Here is a 19307-nt window from a genome sequence, read left to right as displayed (position 1 = left end):
AATTGAGTCTGACGGACTCACGTTGTCGGAGTCAGAGGCCCGCAAGGATGGGCCTGCACCGAGGGAGAACCACCATGAGCGCACTGACCTTCTGGGGGCCGCGGGCCCCGTTCGCACCGTTCGGCTTCACCGACCCGGCAGCCCTGCTCCGCCGTTTCGGCACCCCGACCCGCGCCGCCGAGTCGGCCTGGTACGTCCCGGCCGCCGACGTCGTCCGTGAGGGCGACGACGCGGTCGTCCGCCTCGAGCTGCCCGGCGTCGACGTGGCCTCCGACGTCACCGTCGAGGTCGTCGGCCACCGGCTCGTCGTCCGCGGTGAGCGCCGCGACGAGCACACCGGCGAGGGCTTCCGCGAGACCCGTCGCGGCTCCTTCCGCCGCAGCTTCTCGCTCCCGCAGCACGTCGGTCCCGAGGCCGTCTCCGCCTCGTACGACGCCGGGGTGCTGAGCGTGCGCGTCTCCGGCGTGCACGCCGAGCCCGAGTCGCAGCGGATCGCCATCAGCGGGGTCGCGTCCGACGAGGCCGCCCCGGCCGAGGGCACCGAGGGCCCGTCCGAGGGCTCCGAGGCCTGATCACCGGACCTCCGGGTCCACCACCGACGCCCGCGGGTGCGGGCGGCCACCCCGGCCGCCCGCCCCGCGGGCGTCGTCGTGTCCGGGGGACCTCGTAGGCTCGCGGGGCTCGTCCGTACGACCGTCGGAGACCGGGATGACCGTGCAGGGCCCGCCTCCCGGCCGCCCGGGGCCCGTCCCGCCGCGGCCGGTGCCGCCCCGTCCACCCGTGCGCTCGGCCTTCCCCGCGGACGGCCCGCGGCGGCTCCCCGGTGCGCGGCCCCGCCGGACCTCCCGGCTCGCCGTCGTCGCGGTCGTCCTCGCCGTCCTCGTCCCCCCGATCGGCCTGGCGGCCGGGATCGTGGCCCGCCAACGCATCGCCCGGTCGGTGCGGGCGACGGACGGCCCCGAGCTCACCGGACGCGCCGCCGCGACGGCCGCCGTCGTCGTCGGGGTCCTGCTCACCCTCGCGGAGGCGGCGCTCGCCGTCGCGCTGCTCGTCGCCCTGCCCCAGAACTGGCTGCCGTCGGACGACCTGCCCGCGGCCTCGGTGCAGAGCACCATCGAACGGACGGTGCCCCTGCCCGCCGGGTCGGTGCGCTGCCCCGGCCCGCTGCCCGCGCGGCTCGGTGCCGTCATGACCTGCACCGCGACGCTGGACGGCGCGACGGTGCCCTACCGGGCGACCGTCGACTCGATCTCCGGGCGCGACGTCCACTTCGCCCTCGCCCGGGGATAGCCCTCACCAGCGCCAGACCCGCTCCTCGCCGGCGCCCTGGCGGACGATCTCCGGCTCCTCGCCGGAGAGGTCGACGACGGTCGTGGGCTCCTTGACCTGGTCGCCGGAGTCCAGCACGGCGTCGACCGCGGTACCGACCCGCTCGGCCACGTCCCAGCCCTCCGTCGGCGGCTCGGTCTCGCCGGGGAAGAGCAGCGTGCTGGACAGCAGCGGCTCACCGAGCTCGTCGAGCAGGTCCCGGACCACGGCGTTGTCGGGGATCCGGACCCCGACCGTGCGCTTCTTCGGGTGCGCGAGACGGCGCGGCACCTCCCGAGACGCGGGCAGGATGAAGGTGAACGGCCCGGGCGTCGCGGCCTTCACCGCGCGGAACACCGGGTTCGACACCTCGACGAACTGCCCGAGCTGGGCGAAGTCCCGGCACACGAGGGTGAAGTGGTGCCGGTCGTCGAGCCGGCGCAGCGACCGGATGCGCTCCACCGCCTCCCGGGCGTCGATGCGGCAGCCCAGGGCGAAGCCGGAGTCGGTCGGGTAGACGATCAGCCCGTCCTCACGCAACAGGCCCACCACCTGGCCGATGGTGCGGCGCTGGGGGTTCTGCGGGTGCACGTCGTAGTAGCGGGCCACCCCGTCGAGGGTAGGCACCGCGAACCGTGACGTGTGGGTGCGCCCGATCGGGGGGAACCGTGACCGAACCGAGACCCGCGATGCGGGCCCGACGGTCGTCGGCCCGAGGAGCAGGAGGACCACCATGGGCGCGCACTCCATCCCCGGACACCACCCGGGCCGCACCGTCACCGCCACCGCCGGCGTGGCGGCCGCCCTCGTGACGACGGCGACCACGGGGCTCCTCACCGGTGGGACCGCGTTCGCCACGGACGGCGGGGACCGGGGGCACTCCCACGGTCACTCGCACCGTCACCAGGACGTCGACGACGCCGCCTACCAGGGCGACGCCGCGGACACGATCGCCTCGCAGACCCTCTGCGACGTGCTCGGCGACGTGCCGCTGGGCGTCGGGGGGTCGTGCCCCTCGGGCTCGGACGGCTCCTCGGACCAGGGCGAGGACGAGGGCACGGACACCGCCCCGGCGACGACGCACGCCGCGGGCGCCTCGACGTCCGGCGCGCAGCAGGCGAGCGCCCCGGCCCCCGCCCCGGCGCCGAAGCCGGCGTCCGCGGTCCCCCCGAAGCCCCAGCTGCTCAAGATCGGGGGCTAGCGCCCCACGTGAACGGATGAGGTCGCCCTGGCAGCCACATCCGTTCACATGGGGTACCCCCCTTCCCGTGAGCGTCGTCGACAACGCCGTCTACCGGGCCGGGCGCCGTGAGGCCGAGCCGGACTCGCTGGACCGCACCCTCGGGCTGCTGCGCGACGACGAGTCCCGGGACGGTGGCGGCTCCGGGTCCGACTTCGCCTGGATCGGCCTGCTCCGGCCCGACGACGCCGAGATGGCGGGTGTGGCCCGCGATTTCCACCTCCCCGAGCTGGCGGTCGAGGACGCGGTCACCGCCCACCAGCGTCCCAAGATCGAGCGCTACGACGACGTCGAGTTCGTCGTCCTGCGCCCCGCCTGGTACGTCGACGAGGACGAGGACGTCCAGGTCGGCGAGGTACACCTGTTCCTCGGCTCCGACTTCGTGGTGGCCGTCCGCCACGCCGAGTACCCCGACCTCGCCGACGTCCGCCGCCGCCTCGAGGACGACCCCGACCTGCTCAAGCTCGGACCCCGCGCGGTGCTCTACGGGATCCTCGACCGCGTCGTCGACGACTACGCGCCGGTGATCTCCGAGCTGCGCCGCGACATCGACCAGATCGAGACCGAGGTGTTCGGCGGCGACCCCGACGTCTCCCGGCGCATCTACCGGCTCTCCCGCGAGGTCATCGAGTTCCAGCGGGCGACCGACCCGCTGCGCGGGATGCTCCGCTTCCTGCTGGCCGAGACCTCGGGGGACGACCCGGCGATCGTCGACCTGCACCGCAACCTGCGCGACGTCGCCGACCACGTCGAGCAGGCGGTGGAGGCCGCAGACGGCTACCGGCAGCTCCTCGAGCGCCTGCTCACCGTCAACGCCTCGCTGGTGGGCCAGCGGCAGAACGAGGAGATGCGGCGGCTCTCCGAGACCAGCCTGGCCCAGGGCGAGGAGGTCAAGCGCATCTCCTCCTGGGCGGCGATCCTGTTCACCCCGTCGCTCATCGGCGCCGTCTACGGGATGAACTTCGACGACATGCCCGAGCTGCACTGGCAGTACGGCTACCCCTTCGCCATCGGGCTCATGATCGCCGCGTCGGTGGTGCTCTACCTGGTGTTCAAGAAGCGGGGGTGGTTGTAGGTGACCCCCGACGAGGCCCGGGCCCGGTTCCGCGCGGGGCTCGCCGTGCCGACGGCCGGCTGGTGCCCCGGGTACACGCAGGCGAACCTCGTGGTGGTCCCGCGCGACCTCGCCGTCGACCTGCTCGTCTGAGGCGTCAGGCGCCCGGCGCACTCGGGACCGGTGGCTCCGCGGGCAGCGCGTCGAGCCCGGCCCGCAGGCCCTCGCCGAGCAGCCGGAGCTCGTCGTCGCCGATGGTGAGCGGCGGGGACACGGCCACGCCCTTGCCGAGCCCGCGCACGAGGACGCCCGCGTCGCGGGCCCCGCGCAGCAGCGCGTTCGGCGCGTCGGTCACCGACGAGAGGACCTCCGGGGTGAGCTCGACCGCCGCGAGCAGCCCGAGACCGGCCCGGACCTCGGCGACGTACGGGTGGTCGCGCAGCGGCGCCAGCGCCGCCTCCAGCGCGGCCTCGAGCTGCTGCCCCCGCGGGATGAGGTCCTCGCGCTCGTAGATGTCCAGCGTCGCCAGCCCGGCCGCGCAGCACGTCGGGTGGCCGGAGTAGGTCGGGCCGTGGCGCAGGGTCCGCTCGCCCGGCGTCGTCCACCACGGCTCGGCGACCTGCGGCGAGACGAGCACGCCCCCGAGGGGCAGGTAGCCCGACGTCACGCCCTTGGCGAAGGTGACCAGGTCGGGCTGCACGCCGAAGCGCTCGATGCCCCACCACGTGCCGAGCCGGCCGAACCCGCAGATCACCGCGTCGATCACGAGCAGCACGCCGTGGCGGCGGCACAGCTCGGCGACGCCCTCGACGTAGCCGGCCGGCGGGATGTGCACCCCGCCGGCGCCCGTCACCGGCTCCATGACGAACGCGGCGATGCGCTCGGGCCCGACGTCGGCGAAGACCTTCTCCACGCCGTCGAGGTCCTGCGGCGCCACGGTGTTCTCCCCGGCGAGCACGCCCCAGCCCTCGCGGTTGGCGGGGATGCCGACGATCGAGGTCCCGTACCCGTGCGTGCCGTGGTAGCCGGTCTCCCGGGACACGATGTGCACGCGCTGGTGCTCGCCGCGGGCCTGCCAGTAGCCGCGCGCCAGCTTCACGGCGGTGTCGATCGCGTCGGCGCCGCCGGAGCCGAAGAAGACCTTCGTCTCGCCGGGGCTCATGGGCGCGAGCGCCGAGAGCCGGTCGGCGAGCTCGAGGGCCGGGCGGTTCGCGATGTCGGCGAAGCACGAGTACGCCTCGAGCTGCGCCATCTGCCGCGTCGCGGCCTCGACGATCTCCGTGCGCCCGTGCCCGACGTTGGCGTACCAGAGGCTCGCGCAACCGTCGAGGTAGCGCCGGCCCGCCTCGTCGTACACCCACACGCCCTCGGCGCGGTCGACGACGAACTCGTGGTCGGCGACGGCGGCCATGTCCGAGAAGGGGTGCCAGAGCGTTGCCATGGGAGCCGATTGTGGTCGCTCGCGGGCCCCGGGGGCACCCACCTAGCGTCGGTGGATGTGGAGGTCCGCCCGTGCCGCGTCGAGGAGGCGGTCACGCTCGCCTTCGAGCCGGAGGCCTTCCCGGCGCGCTTCGGGCTGGCGCTCGCGCCGGGCTGGGCGGTGCCGGGGGCGCTCGAGCCGACCGTCGAGGCGCTCGAGGGCGGGATCGACCCCGCCTGGCTGACGCACCTGATCATCGACGACCGGACGGTGGTCGGCATGGGCGGGTTCACCGGGCCGCCCCGTGACGGCGAGGTCGAGATCGGCTACCAGGTCGCGCCCGCCCACCGGGGCCGCGGCCTCGCGACGGCGGCGGTGCGGGTGTGGGTCGAGCGGGCCCGCGCGGCCGGGGTGCGCCGGGTGGTGGCCCGCACCGACCCGGGGGCGGTCGCGTCGGCGAGGGTCCTCGAGCGCGCCGGGTTCACCCGCGATCCCGCCCGCGACGAGGCCGCGCCGGACGCCCCCGCCCGCTGGTGGCGCCTCGACCCGACCGCGTGACGAGGGCGACGTGTCGATCCGGACCGGAGCGGACATCTGCGGGTGCGACGTCCGTCGCCTCGCCCCGGCGTGCCCGTGGGGCGGTCCATGGAGGACAGTGGAGGTGTGGGAGTGACGGTCGAGGGCGTGGTGCGGTCGGCGCACCGGGTCGCGTCCGGACGCCCCGCACGCGTGGTCGCCGGGGCCGTCGTGGTCGCGGCCCTCGCCGTCGGGTGCGTGTGGATCCTCCCGACGATCCGCGCCGCGGGCGCGGCGCTCGCGGCCGCCGACGTGCTCTGGGTCGCCCTCGCGATCACGTGCGAGGCGGGCTCGATCCTGGCCTTCGCCCTGCTGCACCACCGCCTGCTCCGGGCGGCCGCGGTCCGGGTGCGCTTCCGGGCGGTCGTGCTGGTGACCCTCGCCGCGAACGCCCTGCACCTCACGGTGCCCGGCGGCGCCGCCCTCTCCACCGCCTACACCTTCCGCAAGCGCCGCGGCTGGGGCGCGAGCGGCCCGGTGACGACCTGGACGATGGTCACCGGCGGGGTCGCCGCGAGCCTCGCGCTCGCCGGCATCGCCGTCGGCTCCGCGCTGGTGGTCAACGGGCGCGCCACGACGCTCGGGCCGCAGGTGCTCCAGCTCGCCGGGATCGTGGCGCTCGGGACGCTCATCGTGGTCGTCAGCCGCCGGCCCGGCGTCATCACCGCGGTGGGCATCGCGGGCCTGCGCCTGCTCAACCGGGCCCGCCGCCGCCCGCGCGAGACCGGGGTGGGCGAGCTCACCCACCAGATCGAGGGCCTCGCGCTCATCGACCTGCCCGGCCGCGGGCGGGTCGTCGTCGGGCTCTCCGCGCTCTTCAACTGGCTCCTCGACATCGCCTGCCTCGCGGCCTGCTGCGTCGCCGTCGGGGCGAACGGCATGACCCTCTCGCTGGTCCTGGTGGCCTACGCGGCGGCGACGGCGGCCTCCAGCGCGGCGTTCCTGCCCGGAGGTCTCGGGCTGGTCGACGGCGCCCTGCTCGCCGCGCTCGTCGCCGGCGGGGTGCCCTCGCAGCCCGCGCTCGCCGCCGTCCTGCTCTACCGCCTGATCAGCTTCGTCGGGGTCGCCGCGGTGGGCTGGCTCGCGTGGCTCTGGGTCCACGCCCACGGCGACGAGGGCCCGCTCGAGGGCGACGACCCCCGCGGCCCCGTCGAGGACGCCGACGGCGAGATCCGGACGATGCCCTTCCCCTCGGCCCGGTCGGGCCCGCCGTCACCTGGTCGAGTGGTCTGAACGTCTTAATAGTGGTGTGAGCCGTTCGGAGTATCAGGAACTCCATACGGACGCGCCGTTGTCGGGAGTGGACAGCGTGGGACCTCCGGTTCCACGGCGGACACGACTGACGGGGGCGTGTGTGGACAGCGGACTGGCGGATCCGGAGTTCGTGCGTCTCGGCGAGGCCCTGCAGGGCCGCGACGGTGCGGCCCGGATGCGGCGCGCGGCGGCGACGATGGCGTGCGCGGTGCCCGCGCTGCGCGATCGGCTGCCGGTGCTCGCCGAGCTCCCCGAGCTGCGGGTGAGCTGCTCGCCGACGGCGCTCGGCGAGCGCATGGAGGCCGCCTACGGCGCGCGTCGGCACGGGGTGCCCAGCCGGCTGGCGGTGTCGGTGCTGACCCTCCCCGTCGCGGGCGAGGACTACCTGGCGGGGCCCGCCCGGCAGGCGGTGCGGGTCGGTGCCGCGCGCGCCGCGGCGGCCGGCGTGACGTGCCGGCGGATGGGGCGCGTCGAGGCCGAGGTGCGCATCGGCGGGGTGCTGCGCTCGCGCGGCGAGGAGGGACTCGTCGAGTCGGTGCGCGCCGACCTGCAGTCCGGGCTGGTGCAGGCCTGGCTCGCCCGCGACGCGGCGGACGTCACCGAGGTCGTGGCCCTGACCTCGATCGACGGGGCCTTCGCGCGGCTCGACCTGCTGCTCGCCGCCCCGGGTCGCGAGACCGGTGCCTCGCGCTTCCTGCTCGCCGCGCACCTCGTGGCCGAGCTGGCCGCGCGGGGGGTCCGGCACCTCGGCGCCGACACGGCGCTGTTCCTCGACCCCGCGACGCGCGACTTCCAGCGTCTCCTCGGCTTCGAGCCCGTGACGCTGGACCTCGTCCGCGGCCCGCAGCCCGACGACGGCTGCCCGGTGCCCCGGACCTCCCCGGCCTCCGGCCCGGTGCCCACGATCTCCGCCGAGCCGCGCCGGCCGGCCGAGACGGCGGAGCCGGCGGTCGCGCCCGTCGGCTGAGTGTCAGGAACGACCCGTTCCGGACGCTGGGTGTCAGGAAACCGTCGTCGACCCGCGGGCGACCCGCCCGATCGCGAACGCCGCTTTCCTGACGTCCAGTGTCCGCAACGAGACTTTCCTGACGTCCGGGCCGGAGATGAGCGCCCGGCCCGCCCGGCGTGCACACTCCCAGCGACATCACCGTCGCGGGAGAAGGGCAGCCGATGCGGATCGCCGTGGTCGCGACCTGCCTCGGGGACGCGTTGTTCCCGCGGGCACCGATCGCCACCGTGGACCTGTTGGAGCGGCTGGGCCACGAGGTGGTGTTCCCGGCGGACCAGACCTGCTGCGGGCAGATGCACGTCAACACCGGCTACCTCGACGCCGCGCTGCCGGTGGTGCGCCACCACGTCGAGGTGTTCGGCCGGGCGCTGGACGAGGGCGTCGACGCGGTGGTGGCGCCGTCGGGGTCGTGCGTGGGCTGCGTGCGCCACCAGCACGCGATGGTCGCCCGGCGCGCGGGCGACGAGGGCCTGGCGCGGGCGGCGGAGCAGGGCGCGGAGCGGACCTACGAGCTCGCGGAGCTGCTGGTCGACGTGCTCGGCGTGACCGACGTCGGCGCCTACTACCCCCACCGCGTCACGTACCACCCGACGTGTCACTCCCTGCGCATGCTGCGGGTGGGGGACAAGCCGCTGCGGCTGCTGCGCGCGGTGCGCGGGCTGGAGCTGGTGGAGCTGCCCGACGCCGAGGTGTGCTGCGGCTTCGGCGGCACCTTCGCGGTGAAGAACGCCGAGACCTCGACGGCGATGCTCGCCGACAAGATGGCGAACGTGCTCTCGTCGCGGGCCGAGGTGTGCACGGCCGGGGACTCCTCGTGCCTCATGCACATCGGCGGCGGGCTCTCGCGGCTGCGCTCGGGGGTCCGGACGGTGCACCTGGCGGAGATCCTCGCGTCCACCGACCGCGAGGACCGGTCGGCCGACTTCGTGTTCGACCGGGCGGAGGTGCGGCCGTGAGCGTCGATCACGGACGCGCAGCGCAGCGGAGCCGGACCATCGATCTGGGGATGCCGACCCCGGCGTCGGACCCGCACGGGCACCTCCGCGGCCGCGAGGGCTTCCCGACCGCGGCGCACCGCGCGCTCGCCGACACCCAGCTGCGTCGCAACCTCGGACACGCGACCCGCACCATCCGTGCGAAGCGCGCCGGGGTGGTCGCCGAGCTCGACGACTGGGAGGAGCTGCGCCGGGCCGGGGAGGCGATCAAGGCCGACACCATGTCGCGGCTGCCCGAGCTGCTGGTGGAGCTGGAGGCCCGGGTCACCGAGCGCGGCGGGGTGGTGCACTGGGCGCGCGACGCCGAGGAGGCCAACCGCGTCGTCGTCGACCTGGTCCGGGCCACCGGCGCCGACGAGGTCGTCAAGGTCAAGTCGATGGCCACCCAGGAGACCGGGCTCAACGAGGCGCTCGCGGGGGCGGGCGTCGCGGCGTTCGAGACCGATCTCGCCGAGCTGATCGTGCAGCTCTCCGACGACCGGCCCTCGCACTTCCTCGTCCCGGCGATCCACCGCAACCGCGCCGAGATCCGGGAGATCTTCCTGCGGGAGATGCCGGACGTGGACCCGGGGCTGACCGACGAGCCCCGCCGCCTCGCGATGGCGGCCCGTGCGCACCTGCGGCGGAAGTTCCTGTCGGCGAAGGTCGGGATCTCCGGCGTCAACTTCGCCGTCGCCGACACCGGCACGATCTCTGTCGTCGAGTCCGAGGGCAACGGGCGGATGTGCCTGACCCTGCCCGAGACGCTGATCACCGTGATGGGCGTGGAGAAGGTCGTCCCCACCTGGCGCGACCTCGAGGTGTTCCTCCAGCTGCTGCCGCGCTCCTCGACCGGCGAGCGGATGAACCCGTACACGTCGACGTGGACCGGGGTGACCCCGGGCGACGGCCCGCGGGAGTTCCACCTGGTGCTCCTCGACAACGGCCGCTCGCACGTGCTCGCGGACGCGCAGGGGCGTCAGGCGCTGCACTGCATCCGCTGCTCGGCGTGCCTGAACGTCTGCCCGGTCTACGAGCGCACCGGCGGGCACGCCTACGGCTCGATCTACCCGGGGCCGATCGGGGCGGTGCTCTCGCCGCAGATGACCGGGATCACCGGCCCCGACGACGTCAACGCCACGCTGCCCTACGCCTCCTCGCTGTGCGGGGCGTGCTTCGACGCCTGCCCGGTGCGCATCGACATCCCCTCGCTGCTGGTGGCGCAGCGGGCGGCCGCCGTCGAGGCCCACACCCGGCCGACGGGGCAGGACATCGCCATGCAGGCCGCGGCGATCGCGATGACGACGCCGGGCCGGTTCAAGCTCGCGGAGCGGGCGCTGGGCGTGGGCCGGGTGCTGGCCGGGCGCAAGGGACGGATCTCGACGCTGCCCTGGCCGCTCTCGGGCTGGACGAACGCCCGCGACGTGCCCGCGCCGCCCGCGGAGACCTTCCGGCAGTGGTGGGCCCGCACCCACGGGGAGACGTGATGGACGCCCGCTCCGAGGTGCTCGCGCGGCTGCGGACGGCGCGGGACGCCGGGGCACCGGCCACCGCCGTCGTCGTGCCCCGCGAGTACCGGTCGGCGGGGCGCCACGAGCCCGGCGGCGAGGCGGTCGTGGCGCGGCTCGAGGAGACGCTGACCGACTACGGCGCCTCGGTCAGGCGGGTGGCGGCCGAGGACGACGTCGCGGGCGCGGTGGCCGCGTTCCTCGGGCCGGCGGCGGCCGTCGTCGTGCCGCCGGGGCTGTCCGACGCCTGGCTGGCCGACCATCCCGGCCGGGTGCGCCGGGACGAGCCGCCCGCCACCGTCGACGAGCTCGACCACCTCGACGCGGTGGTCACCGGGGTCGCGGTGGCGATCGCCGAGACCGGCACGTTCGTCCTGGCCTCGGGTGCCCCGGACCAGGGACGCCGGGCCATCACGCTGGTGCCCGACCACCACGTGTGCGTCATCCGCGCCGCCGACGTCGTCTCCTCGGTGCCCGAGGCGATCGCGCGGCTCGACCCGTCCCGCCCGCTCACGTTCGTGTCCGGGCCGTCGGCCACCAGCGACATCGAGCTGGACCGCGTCGAGGGTGTCCACGGGCCGCGGCGGCTGGACGTGGTCCTTCTAGGTGCGCTTCGCGCTCGTGAGCACTAAGTGTCGCTATAGCGACACTTTCTGCTCACGAGCGCGGAGCGCACCGGATCGCACGCCCCAGCGTCGTCAGACGCTCGTCGAGCGTGTCGCCCGCGGGGTAGAGCCGGACGGTGTCGACACCGGCGTCGCGCCACACCCGCAGCCGGTCGCGCACCATCTCCTCGGTGCCGAGCAGCGTCGTGGCCAGCACCATCTCGTCGGGGACGAGTGCCGCGGCACCGTCGCGGTCGCCGGCCTGCCACCGCTCACGGACCGCGTCGGCGACGTCCGACCAGCCCTGCCGCGCGTAGGCGTCGTGGTAGAAGTTCGTGCTCGCGGTGCCCATCCCGCCCAGCGAGAACGCCAGGCCCCGCCGCCGCGCCGCGACCATCGTGGCCAGCTGCGCCTCGTCCTCGGCGAACGCGACCTCGGCGCCCTGGCAGATCGTCAGGTCGGCGCGGGTGCGCCCGGCCCGCGCGAGCCCGGCGTCGAGGTGGTCGAGGTAGGCCGCCGCGCCCTCGGGCACGAAGCTGGTGCCGAGCCACCCGTCCGCCAGCTCGCCGGTGAGCTCGAGCATCCGCGGGGACAGCGACGCCACGTAGATCGGCAGGTCGGGGTTCGCCGGCGTCGACAACCGCATCGGTCGCCCCTCGCCGCCGGGCAGCGGGATGGTCACGGTCCGCCCCGAGTAGGCGATCCTCTCCCCGGCGAACGCCTGCCGGACCACGTCGATCGTCTCCCGCATCCGGGTCAGCGGCCGCGCGAACGGCACGCCGTGCAGGCCCTCGATCACCCCGGGACCGGACGACCCCAGCCCGAGCACGAACCTCCCGCCGGAGAGCGTGTCGAGGGTCAGCGCGGCCTGCGCGACGGCGACCGGGGTCCGCGTCCCGACCTGCACCACCCCCGCGCCGAGCCGCAGGCGATCGGTCCGCGCGGCGAGGAAGCCGAGCACCGAGGGCGCGTCCGAGCCCCACGCCTCGGCCACCCAGCACTCGTCGAGCCCGAGGCGCTCGGCCTCGACGACGAAGTCGACGACGTCCCGGTCGGACGATGCCTCGACGGTCGTCGCGGTCCTCACGACGACGCTTCGGCAGCGGCGCGGATCGCCTCCAGCGTCGCCTGCATCGACGCCTCGAACTCGCGCAGCCGCACGTGGACGATCTTCTGCTCCTTGTCCGGCATGCGGTCGATCGCGTGGCTCAGCCCGGAGCGCCCCGGCCCGAGCCGCACCCGCTGGCGCACCCGTGACCCGCCGTCGTCGTCGGAGATCCGGAACGACCACCGCGCGGCCGGGCCGTCCTCGCCGTCGACCTCCCAGGCGAACTCCCGGTCGGGCTCGCAGGTGACCACGGTCGCCGTCGCCGACCACTCGCCCAGCGCGGGGTGGCTGCTGTGCCCGACGAAGCGGGCGCCGGCGGCCGGGCCGGTCGCGCCGTCGGCCCACTCGACGGCCCGCAGCTCGCCGCTCATGCCCGGCATCCGCTCGACGTCGCTGACCAGCGGCCACACCCGGTCGGGCGGCGCCGCCACCCAGGTCTCGACCTCGACCTCGGGCTGGTCGGCGTAGCGGGCGCCGGTCCACTCCATCGTGGGCTCCTCGGGTTCCGGGGGCGTTCCCGGCACCCTAGAGCCCCTGGGTTGTGGTTCACCACCCAGCTCACCGCGGCAGGGGCGTGGTCGCCCGGCGCCGGGCGACCACGCGCCCACCCTCACCCGGGGACGAGCTCGATCCAGCCGCGGACGACCTCGGGCGTGACCTGCCCGACGAGGTCCGGGTGGTCCTGGCGCACGTGCGCGAGGACCTCGTCCACCACCTGCTGCTCCTCGTCGCTGCGCGCGGCGTACCCGCACTCGCACCTGACCTGGTTCATCGCGATCCCCCTTCTCGGTGTCCTTTCCGGGTCCCGACGCCGAGCCTGGCGCGGTCACGTTGCCGGAACCTTGTCGCGGTCCTGTCGCGGCGAGGGTCGGATTCGTCGGGTTCGGTGGCTAGTGTCGGGGCGGGCGGGGGGACCGCGACACCGCCACGGGGGAGAGGCCCATGTCGGACCCGGACGTTCCCCCGCCGGTGCGCGTCCAGCTCCACGGGCGGTTCGCGGTCGCCGTCGCCGGCCGTCCGGTCGAGCACCTCCTGCCCGGGCGTCGCGCGCGCCTGCTCGTCGCGGTCCTGGCCGACTCCGACCGCTGCCCGGTCGACCGCGCAGCGCTGATCGACCTGCTGTGGTGTCCCGCGAGCCCGGGCGACGGGGCGTCGGCGACGTTCTCCGCGCTGCTCTCCAAGGTCCGGACGGTGCTCGCGCCGGCCGAGATCCGGGGGCGGCGCAGCCTGGACCTCGTCCTGCCGCCGGGGTCGATCGTCGACGCGGCGGTCGCGCGGGCCGCCCTGCATGCGGCCGAGTCGGCCGCGGCGCGGGAGGACTGGCGGGCGGCGTGGACCGAGTCGCTCAGCGCGCTGTTCGTCACCCAGCGCGGCTTCCTGGCCGACTTCGACGACCCGTGGAGCGAGGACCGCCGCCGGGAGGCGTCCCTCCGGCACCGGCGCGTGCTCGCCGGGTACGGCGAGGCCTGCCTGCATCTCGGGCCCGGGGAGCGCTCCGGCGCCGAGCGCAGCGCGCGGGCGCTCATCGCGCTCGATCCGCTCGCCGAGCACGGCCACCGCCTGCTCATGCGCGCCCTCGCCGCCCGGGGCGACCGCGCGGCGGCCCTGCGGGCCTACGAGGAGATGCGTCGCCTCCTGCGCGACGAGCTCGGCGCCGACCCGTGCGCGACCACGCGGGAGGTGTACGCCGACATCCTCGCCTGAGACCCGCTTGCGCTCGCGACACCTGCCGTGCACCATCCATGTGGATGGCGGAGGGAGGGTCGACGTGGCCGGGGAGCCGGAGCGCACCGAGAAGATCACCGTGAACCTGGGTCCGGTTGACCTGGGGCGGATCGACCTGCTCGTGCAGGAGGGCTTCTTCAGCAACCGCACCGACTTCATCCGCACCGCCGTCCGCACCCAGCTCGCGCGCAGCGAGTCGGCGATCGAGCACACGGTCGCCCGCCGCACCCTCGTCCTCGGCACCCAGCACTTCTCCCGCGCCGACCTCGAACGGCTGCGCGACGCGGGGGAGCAGGTCCACATCCGCGTCCTCGGGCTGGCGACCGTCGCCGAGGACGTCGACCCCGACCTGGCCCTGGCGACCATCGCCTCGGTCGAGGTGCTCGGCGCCTTCCGGGCGAGCCGTGCGGTCAAGGCGGCCCTCGGGCCGCGCATCGTCTGACTCCCCCAGGAGCACCCATGTCCCGTTTCACCCGGCTCGTCGGCGCCCTCGCGCGCCCCGGCGGCAGCAGCGCCACCCCCTTCGACGAGGCGACGCGGCTCGTGCGCGCGGGGCAGCTCACCGCCGCGACGGCCGAGATCCAGCGCGCGCTCGGCGGGTCCGGCCTGCCCGGCGGCGGTCTGCCGGGGGGTGGCCTGCCCGGGGGCGGCCTACCTGGGCTCGGCGGACTGTCCGGCCTGCGCACACCGGGCGCCGGCGGGGTCCCGACGGCGGGCGGCGCGCGTCGTTCCCCGGGCAGCGTCGTCCGCGGTGCGGCGGGCGGGCTCGCCTACCGCGTGTACGTGCCGACGGCGCCCCAGCGCCCCGCGCCGCTGCTGGTCATGCTGCACGGAGGCACGCAGGACGCGGACGGGTTCGCCGCCTCGACCGGGATGGACGAGGTGGCCGAGCGGGAGGGCGTCGTCGTCGCCTATCCCGAGCAGTCCCGGTCGGCGAACGCGATGGGCTACTGGAACTGGTTCCGCCCCGGCGACCAGGAGCGCGACCGCGGCGAGCCCGCCGCCCTCGCCGCGATCGCCCGCGAGGTGGCGGCCGCGCACGACGTCGACGCCGGCCGGATCGGCGTCGCCGGCTTCTCGGCGGGCGCGGCGATGGCCGCCGTCCTCGCCGCCACCCACCCCGACCTGTTCTGCGGCGCCGGCGTCCACTCCGGGCTGCCCTACCGGGCGGCGCGCGACGTCGGGTCGGCCTTCGCGGCGATGTCGTCGCCGCCGGCGGCGGTCGCCGACGCGGGGCCGGTGCCGCTGGTCGTCGTGCACGGCGACGCCGACCGCACCGTCGCGCCCGGCAACGCGGCCGCCGTCGTCCGGTCGGTGGTCGGGCGCGAGGCGCCGCACGAGCGCGAGACCGGCCGCGTCGAGGGGGGACGGTCGTGGACCCGGGAGCGCTGGCGGGAGCCGGGCGGTCGGCTGCTCGCGGAGTCGTGGACGGTGCACGGGATGGGGCACGACTGGTCGGGCGGCCGGGCCGGGGCGTCCTACGCCGACCCGTCCGGGCCGGACGCCGCCACCGCGATCGTCGACTTCCTCGGGATGGCCCGGTCGGCGTCGGTGACGGGCACGTGAGGCAGGTCCGAGCGGCGTCCGACCTGCGTGGTGTGCCTCTGGACGGCCGGCTCAGCCGTCGAGGTAGCGGCGGGGCGTCTCCACCATCATCGTCGTGATCTGCCCGTCGGTGACCCCGGCGTCGCGCAGCGCCGGCAGGACGTCGCGGGTGATGTGCTCGTAGTGCCAGTTCGGGGCCTGCGCCCGCAGCGTCCGCTGCGCCTCGTCGCCGGCGTAGAAGTCGATGTAGCAGGACGCGTCGTGGGACAGCGCGACGCGGTCGGCGTAGCCCTCGGCGCACAGCGCGGCGACGGTCGCGACGCGGCGGTCGGTGGTGTTGTACCGGTCGAGCCCGAAGCGGTCGCAGCCCAGGATCGCGCCGCGGTCGGCGAGGGAGCGCAGGTAGTCGAGGTCGTTGGAGTCGCCGGCGTGGCCCACGACGACCTTCGTGAGGTCGGCGCCCTGCGACTCGTAGAAGTCCAGGGCGATCCGGCCGGTCTCGTGCTCGCTGTTGGTGTGGAGGGTGATCGGGACACCGGTCTCGCGGTGGGCGGCCGCGATCGCGCGGTGGATCCGCTCCTGGTCCGGGGTGAAGCCGCTCTCCTCCACCACGCCCTTGAGGAAGGCCGCCCGGATCCCGGTGCCGCCGATGCCCTCGCGGAGGTCGCGCAGGAACATGCCGGTGAGCGGGTCCTCGCCGCCGAGCAGCGTGCCGGGGCCGCGGTTCTGCAGCTGCCGCGGCAGGTCGGCGAACGTGTAGAGCCCGGTGGCGACGACGATGTGGAGGTCGACCTCGGCGTTGATGCGCGCGACGCGGGGCACGTAGCGCCCGAGGCCGACGACGGTCGGGTCGAGGATCGTGCGGATCCCGAGCCCGCGCAGGCGGGTCAGCTTGTCGACCGCGTCGGCGACACGGACCTCCTCGTCCCAGTAGGTGTGGCCGTAGTTGGCGAGGAGGTCGGGGGTGAGCACGAAGACGTGCTCGTGCATGAGCGTCGTCCCCAGCTCCGCCGTGTCGACCGGACCCCGCACCGTCTCGACCATCGCCGCCTCCCGTGATCACCGTCGGGGCGCACTGTAGGCGCGCCTCAGCGGTGGCGGCGGGCGAGCGCGAGGAGTCGCCGCAGGCGCCCGGCGAGGGCGTCCTTGGACAGCGGCGGGTCGGCGCGGGCGGCGAGGTCGGCCAGCCCGAGCTCGGGGTGGGCGAGGCGGAGACGGCCGGCCTCGGCGAGCGGCTCCGGGACGTCGACGCCGGCCCGCGCCAGCGCCGCGAAGGCCTCGGCGACCGCGGTGCCCGCCCGGGAGGCGGCGACGGTGGCGCGGGCCTCGTTGGCCGAGGCCGGGGTCGGGTCGCCGTCGGGCACCTCGAGCCCGGCCGCGGCCGCGGTGGCGCGGCCCCCGCAGGTGGTGAGCAGCAGCGCGACCTCGGCCGGGTCGGTCACCTCGACCCGGGACGGGCCCTCGTCGCGGCGTGTCCCGGCCCGGACCCCGAGACGCAGGCCGAGCTCGGCGAGCGCGAGCGCCGGACCCGGGGCGGGGCAGTCCACGACGACGGCGGCGGCCGCTCCCCGCCGCTCGACGTGGCCGCGGGCGAGCAGGGCGCCGCGCCACGTCGCCACCGCACCGGGCAGCGAGCCGCCGGTGAGCCAGGCGGGCGGGCTCGGGAGCGTCCGCCCGCGTCCGTCGACGAGGCCCAGCCGCGCCGCGAGCGGATCCTGCCCGGGATCGCGGGGGTCGGGAGCCTCCACGTGCCACGTCCCGAGCTCCGCGTCCCCGCGCACCACCCCGTCGGTGGCGCCGATGCGGGTCAGCAGCGACACGAGCCGGGACGCGGCCTCGGGGGAGTCGAGCTCGACGACGAGGCGGTCGGCGGTCCCGGCGGCGCGCGCCCACCGCACGATGGCCGCGGCCTCCGCGCCGGCGTCGCGGTCGCGGGCGGGCGGGGCGACCCGGGCGAGGGTCGCGACGACGGTGCGCGTGCCCGCCGAGCGCGCCGGCGGACCGGACGGGGTGGACGCGGTGGTCCGGCGACGGACGGTCCCCATGCCCACCTCCCCCTCGTCGGTGCCGGCCGAGCGCCGTGCCCGGACGGTCGCGGCAGCCTCACACACGACCCCCGGCGACGTCGGACCGGGCTCCCTCCCACGCGACACGACGGGAAAGCGCCCGAAGGTGGCACCGTGCCGTGCCGGCCCGGCGCCTGTGGGTGAGCGGTGCCTGCGGTGGGCGACCGCGCTGGGCCGGCAGGGCGGTGGCGCGGCGGGCGGCGACGTCGCCCGGCCCGGTGGCGCGGTCACCGCGCGGCACCCGACCACCCGGACGGGGGATCACCCCCGCGCGCCGTGGAGCGGGCGAGATCCGCCGGTCGGGGCCCGCGCGCCGCTACAACTCCCCCACGAGGCACTGGGAAGGGAGCCGGGCCGATGACCGCCACGCCGATCTTCGATGACCTCCGGACGCAGGACCGTGCGGTGCCGGGACCATCCCGTCGCACCGACGGCGGGGGCGTCGTGGGCGGGGCGCGCCGCCCCTCCCCGACGAAGCGCCGGACCGTGTCCCCGACGCCCGACGACGCCACCGCGTACGGCGCCGGCTGCCTCGACGGGCCGTCGGACCCACCCTCGGGCGCCCGCCCCGCGGAGGGTGAGCTGCCCGGCCTCGTCGAGGCCGCGCGGCGGGAGGTGGAGGTGCTCGGCCACGGACGGGTCGGCACCGAGCACCTGCTCCTCGCCGTCGTCCGCGCCGGCGGGGAGGTCGGGCGCGCGTTCGGCCTGCGCCGGGCCGGCGCGGCGCTCCTCGCCGCGGCCTGCGCCGAGGGTCCGGTGCCCGAGCCGCTCGTGGCGCCGGACGGGAGCCCCGCGCTGTCCGTGGCCGCGGCGGGCGCGCTGGCGCGGGCACGGGCGCGGGCGACGACCCGGGACCGGCCCGCGGTGGCGGCCGACCTGGCGCTCGCCCTCCTCGCCGCCGGGCGCTCGGCGACGCTGCTCGCCGACCTCGGGGTCGACCGCGACGACCTCGCCGACGTCCTGGCGCGCGAGGACCTCGACCTGCCCGTGACGGCGCCGGTCCGCCCCGACGCCCGGCCCGCGGTCCCGGCGCCGACGCCGGTGGGCACGCCGCCGACGGTCGCGCTGATGCTGCCCGCCGCGGCGCCGCGCGGGCCCGTGCCCGTGCCCGTGCACGCTCCCCTCCCGGCGGGCGCGGTCACCACGCCGCTGCGGATCGGCCCGCCGCCCGGCTCGCCGGCCCGGCGGGCGACGCGGCGGCCGGTCCTCGACGTCCCGGCCTAGCGGCCGGGGCGAGCACGCGCCCGCCGACCGTCGGCGCGCCGGACCTGCGGCTCGGCCGGACCGCGGCGCGTCGGGGCTCCCCTCAGGACTCCTCCCGCCGGCGCCCCGCGCGGGGCAGGGCCCGCACCAGCGGCAGCACCCGCGCGGGCACCCGCTCGGTCAGCGAGATCTCCGACTGGGTGCGCTCCACCCCGGGCGAGGCGAGCAGCTGCTGGATGACCTGCTCGAGGTGGGCGTTGGAGTGCGCCACGACCCGGCACCACAGGTCGCCGTCGCCGGTGATGCTGTGGGCCTCGACCACCTCCGGCACCGAGGCGAGGTGCTCGGCCACCGCGTCGAGCCGCCCCTGCGCGATGTGCAGCGTCACGAACGCGAGCACGCCGTAGCCGAGCGCGGACGGTGACACCCGCGGGGCGAACCCGGTGATGACCCCGGCCTCCTGGAGGCGGACGAAGCGGGCCTGCACGGTGCCCCGGGCCACCCCCAGCGAGCGGGCGTGCTCCCGCAGGCCCACCCGGGGGCGCTCGAGCAGGGCCAGCAGCAGGGACCGGTCCAGGTCGTCCAGCACCACCGTCACACCTCCGGCGACCACCCCGCGACGGCGCTGGTCCAACGGACCAGCCCGACCAGCTCCTCCGCGGCACGGGTGTACCAACGGCCCAACATCATGACATCGCTCTGGACCACCGAC

At 76.2% G+C, this 19307-nt stretch carries 23 protein-coding genes; 15 read left to right on the top strand and 8 right to left on the bottom strand.

The window, feature by feature from the left end:
* Positions 1-74: 74 nt before the first annotated feature.
* On the top strand, positions 75-572 hold the full coding sequence (locus tag HH311_RS32910) for an Hsp20/alpha crystallin family protein (protein WP_169187018.1): 498 nt from the start codon (positions 75-77) through the stop codon (positions 570-572).
* A gap of 208 nt (positions 573-780) precedes the next feature.
* The gene (locus HH311_RS28030; RefSeq protein WP_169187017.1) at positions 781-1290 is read left to right on the top strand and encodes a DUF4333 domain-containing protein; all 510 of its coding nucleotides are present in this window, start codon (positions 781-783) and stop codon (positions 1288-1290) included.
* Positions 1291-1293: 3 nt separating this feature from the next.
* On the opposite strand, the gene HH311_RS28025 is transcribed toward HH311_RS28030, so the two are convergent.
* Entirely contained in the window at positions 1294-1917 is a 624-nt protein-coding gene (locus HH311_RS28025; protein ID WP_169187016.1) for an L-threonylcarbamoyladenylate synthase, read from the bottom strand.
* 124 nt (positions 1918-2041) lie between these two features.
* Here HH311_RS28025 and HH311_RS28020 point away from each other — a divergent pair, with 124 nt between their 5' ends.
* From HH311_RS28020 to HH311_RS32905, 3 genes are all read left to right on the top strand, one after another.
* A complete protein-coding gene (locus HH311_RS28020) occupies positions 2042-2509 on the top strand; it encodes a hypothetical protein (protein ID WP_169187015.1) in 468 nt (155 codons plus the stop codon).
* Between the two features lie 67 nt (positions 2510-2576).
* A complete protein-coding gene (gene corA / locus HH311_RS28015; RefSeq protein ID WP_312030455.1) occupies positions 2577-3623 on the top strand; it encodes a magnesium/cobalt transporter CorA in 1047 nt (348 codons plus the stop codon).
* A complete protein-coding gene (locus tag HH311_RS32905; protein ID WP_282439758.1) occupies positions 3624-3755 on the top strand; it encodes a hypothetical protein in 132 nt (43 codons plus the stop codon).
* Positions 3756-3759: 4 nt separating this feature from the next.
* Here the strand turns inward: HH311_RS32905 and HH311_RS28005 are convergent, their stop codons facing one another.
* The gene (locus HH311_RS28005; protein ID WP_169187013.1) at positions 3760-5043 is read right to left on the bottom strand and encodes an aspartate aminotransferase family protein; all 1284 of its coding nucleotides are present in this window, start codon (positions 5041-5043) and stop codon (positions 3760-3762) included.
* A gap of 57 nt (positions 5044-5100) precedes the next feature.
* Between HH311_RS28005 and HH311_RS32900 the strand changes: the two genes are divergently transcribed.
* The 6 genes from HH311_RS32900 (at position 5101) to HH311_RS27975 (ending at position 10975) form a co-directional block, all read left to right on the top strand.
* Positions 5101-5580 (top strand): GNAT family N-acetyltransferase, encoded by a 480-nt coding sequence (locus HH311_RS32900; RefSeq protein ID WP_211190915.1) that lies wholly within the window; start codon positions 5101-5103, stop codon positions 5578-5580.
* A 111-nt stretch (positions 5581-5691) separates the two neighbouring features.
* On the top strand, positions 5692-6831 hold the full coding sequence (locus HH311_RS27995) for a YbhN family protein (protein WP_169187012.1): 1140 nt from the start codon (positions 5692-5694) through the stop codon (positions 6829-6831).
* Between the two features lie 121 nt (positions 6832-6952).
* Positions 6953-7819, top strand: a complete 867-nt coding sequence (locus HH311_RS27990; protein WP_169187011.1) for a hypothetical protein — start codon at positions 6953-6955, stop codon at positions 7817-7819.
* Positions 7820-8022: 203 nt separating this feature from the next.
* Complete coding sequence (locus tag HH311_RS27985; protein ID WP_169187010.1) at positions 8023-8817, top strand: (Fe-S)-binding protein; 795 nt, start codon at positions 8023-8025, stop codon at positions 8815-8817.
* A gap of 50 nt (positions 8818-8867) precedes the next feature.
* On the top strand, positions 8868-10322 hold the full coding sequence (locus tag HH311_RS27980) for a LutB/LldF family L-lactate oxidation iron-sulfur protein (RefSeq protein ID WP_169187043.1): 1455 nt from the start codon (positions 8868-8870) through the stop codon (positions 10320-10322).
* Positions 10322-10975, top strand: coding sequence for an LUD domain-containing protein (locus HH311_RS27975; RefSeq protein WP_169187009.1), 654 nt, complete (start codon positions 10322-10324; stop codon positions 10973-10975). Before HH311_RS27980 ends, HH311_RS27975 begins: the two co-directional genes overlap by 1 nt.
* Before the next feature lie 25 nt (positions 10976-11000).
* On the opposite strand, the gene HH311_RS27970 is transcribed toward HH311_RS27975, so the two are convergent.
* The 3 genes from HH311_RS27970 to HH311_RS27960 all read right to left on the bottom strand — a co-directional run bounded on the left by HH311_RS27970 (position 11001) and on the right by HH311_RS27960 (position 12828).
* On the bottom strand, positions 11001-12035 hold the full coding sequence (locus HH311_RS27970; protein ID WP_169187008.1) for an LLM class flavin-dependent oxidoreductase: 1035 nt from the start codon (positions 12033-12035) through the stop codon (positions 11001-11003).
* Entirely contained in the window at positions 12032-12544 is a 513-nt protein-coding gene (locus tag HH311_RS27965; protein ID WP_169187007.1) for an SRPBCC family protein, read from the bottom strand. The genes HH311_RS27970 and HH311_RS27965 overlap by 4 nt, the downstream gene beginning before the upstream one ends.
* Positions 12545-12666: 122 nt before the next feature.
* Positions 12667-12828 carry a DUF1059 domain-containing protein gene (locus HH311_RS27960; protein WP_169187006.1) on the bottom strand — a complete coding sequence of 54 codons (162 nt, stop codon included), beginning with the start codon at positions 12826-12828 and terminating at the stop codon, positions 12667-12669.
* A gap of 170 nt (positions 12829-12998) precedes the next feature.
* Between HH311_RS27960 and HH311_RS27955 the strand changes: the two genes are divergently transcribed.
* The 3 genes from HH311_RS27955 to HH311_RS27945 all read left to right on the top strand — a co-directional run bounded on the left by HH311_RS27955 (position 12999) and on the right by HH311_RS27945 (position 15347).
* Entirely contained in the window at positions 12999-13760 is a 762-nt protein-coding gene (locus HH311_RS27955; RefSeq protein ID WP_169187005.1) for a BTAD domain-containing putative transcriptional regulator, read from the top strand.
* Positions 13761-13824: 64 nt separating this feature from the next.
* Positions 13825-14223 carry a CopG family transcriptional regulator gene (locus HH311_RS27950; RefSeq protein ID WP_169187004.1) on the top strand — a complete coding sequence of 133 codons (399 nt, stop codon included), beginning with the start codon at positions 13825-13827 and terminating at the stop codon, positions 14221-14223.
* A gap of 17 nt (positions 14224-14240) precedes the next feature.
* Entirely contained in the window at positions 14241-15347 is a 1107-nt protein-coding gene (locus tag HH311_RS27945) for a PHB depolymerase family esterase (RefSeq protein WP_169187003.1), read from the top strand.
* Positions 15348-15398: 51 nt separating this feature from the next.
* Here HH311_RS27945 and HH311_RS27940 read toward each other — a convergent pair whose 3' ends face one another.
* Together HH311_RS27940 and HH311_RS27935 are read right to left on the bottom strand one after the other, a co-directional pair.
* Entirely contained in the window at positions 15399-16370 is a 972-nt protein-coding gene (locus HH311_RS27940) for a phosphotriesterase (protein ID WP_169187002.1), read from the bottom strand.
* A 44-nt stretch (positions 16371-16414) separates the two neighbouring features.
* Complete coding sequence (locus tag HH311_RS27935; RefSeq protein ID WP_169187001.1) at positions 16415-17371, bottom strand: helix-turn-helix domain-containing protein; 957 nt, start codon at positions 17369-17371, stop codon at positions 16415-16417.
* Between the two features lie 378 nt (positions 17372-17749).
* Between HH311_RS27935 and HH311_RS27930 the strand changes: the two genes are divergently transcribed.
* On the top strand, positions 17750-18616 hold the full coding sequence (locus tag HH311_RS27930) for a Clp protease N-terminal domain-containing protein (RefSeq protein ID WP_169187000.1): 867 nt from the start codon (positions 17750-17752) through the stop codon (positions 18614-18616).
* A gap of 82 nt (positions 18617-18698) precedes the next feature.
* Here HH311_RS27930 and HH311_RS27925 read toward each other — a convergent pair whose 3' ends face one another.
* Positions 18699-19187 carry an Lrp/AsnC family transcriptional regulator gene (locus HH311_RS27925; protein WP_169186999.1) on the bottom strand — a complete coding sequence of 163 codons (489 nt, stop codon included), beginning with the start codon at positions 19185-19187 and terminating at the stop codon, positions 18699-18701.
* Positions 19188-19307 lie beyond the last annotated feature (120 nt).

The sequence above is a fragment of the Actinomycetospora sp. TBRC 11914 genome (assembly GCF_012933465.1).
GTDB lineage: Bacteria > Actinomycetota > Actinomycetes > Mycobacteriales > Pseudonocardiaceae > Actinomycetospora.
Note: the sequence above shows the minus strand (reverse complement) of the source record. Positions and strands in the feature narration are given on the sequence as shown.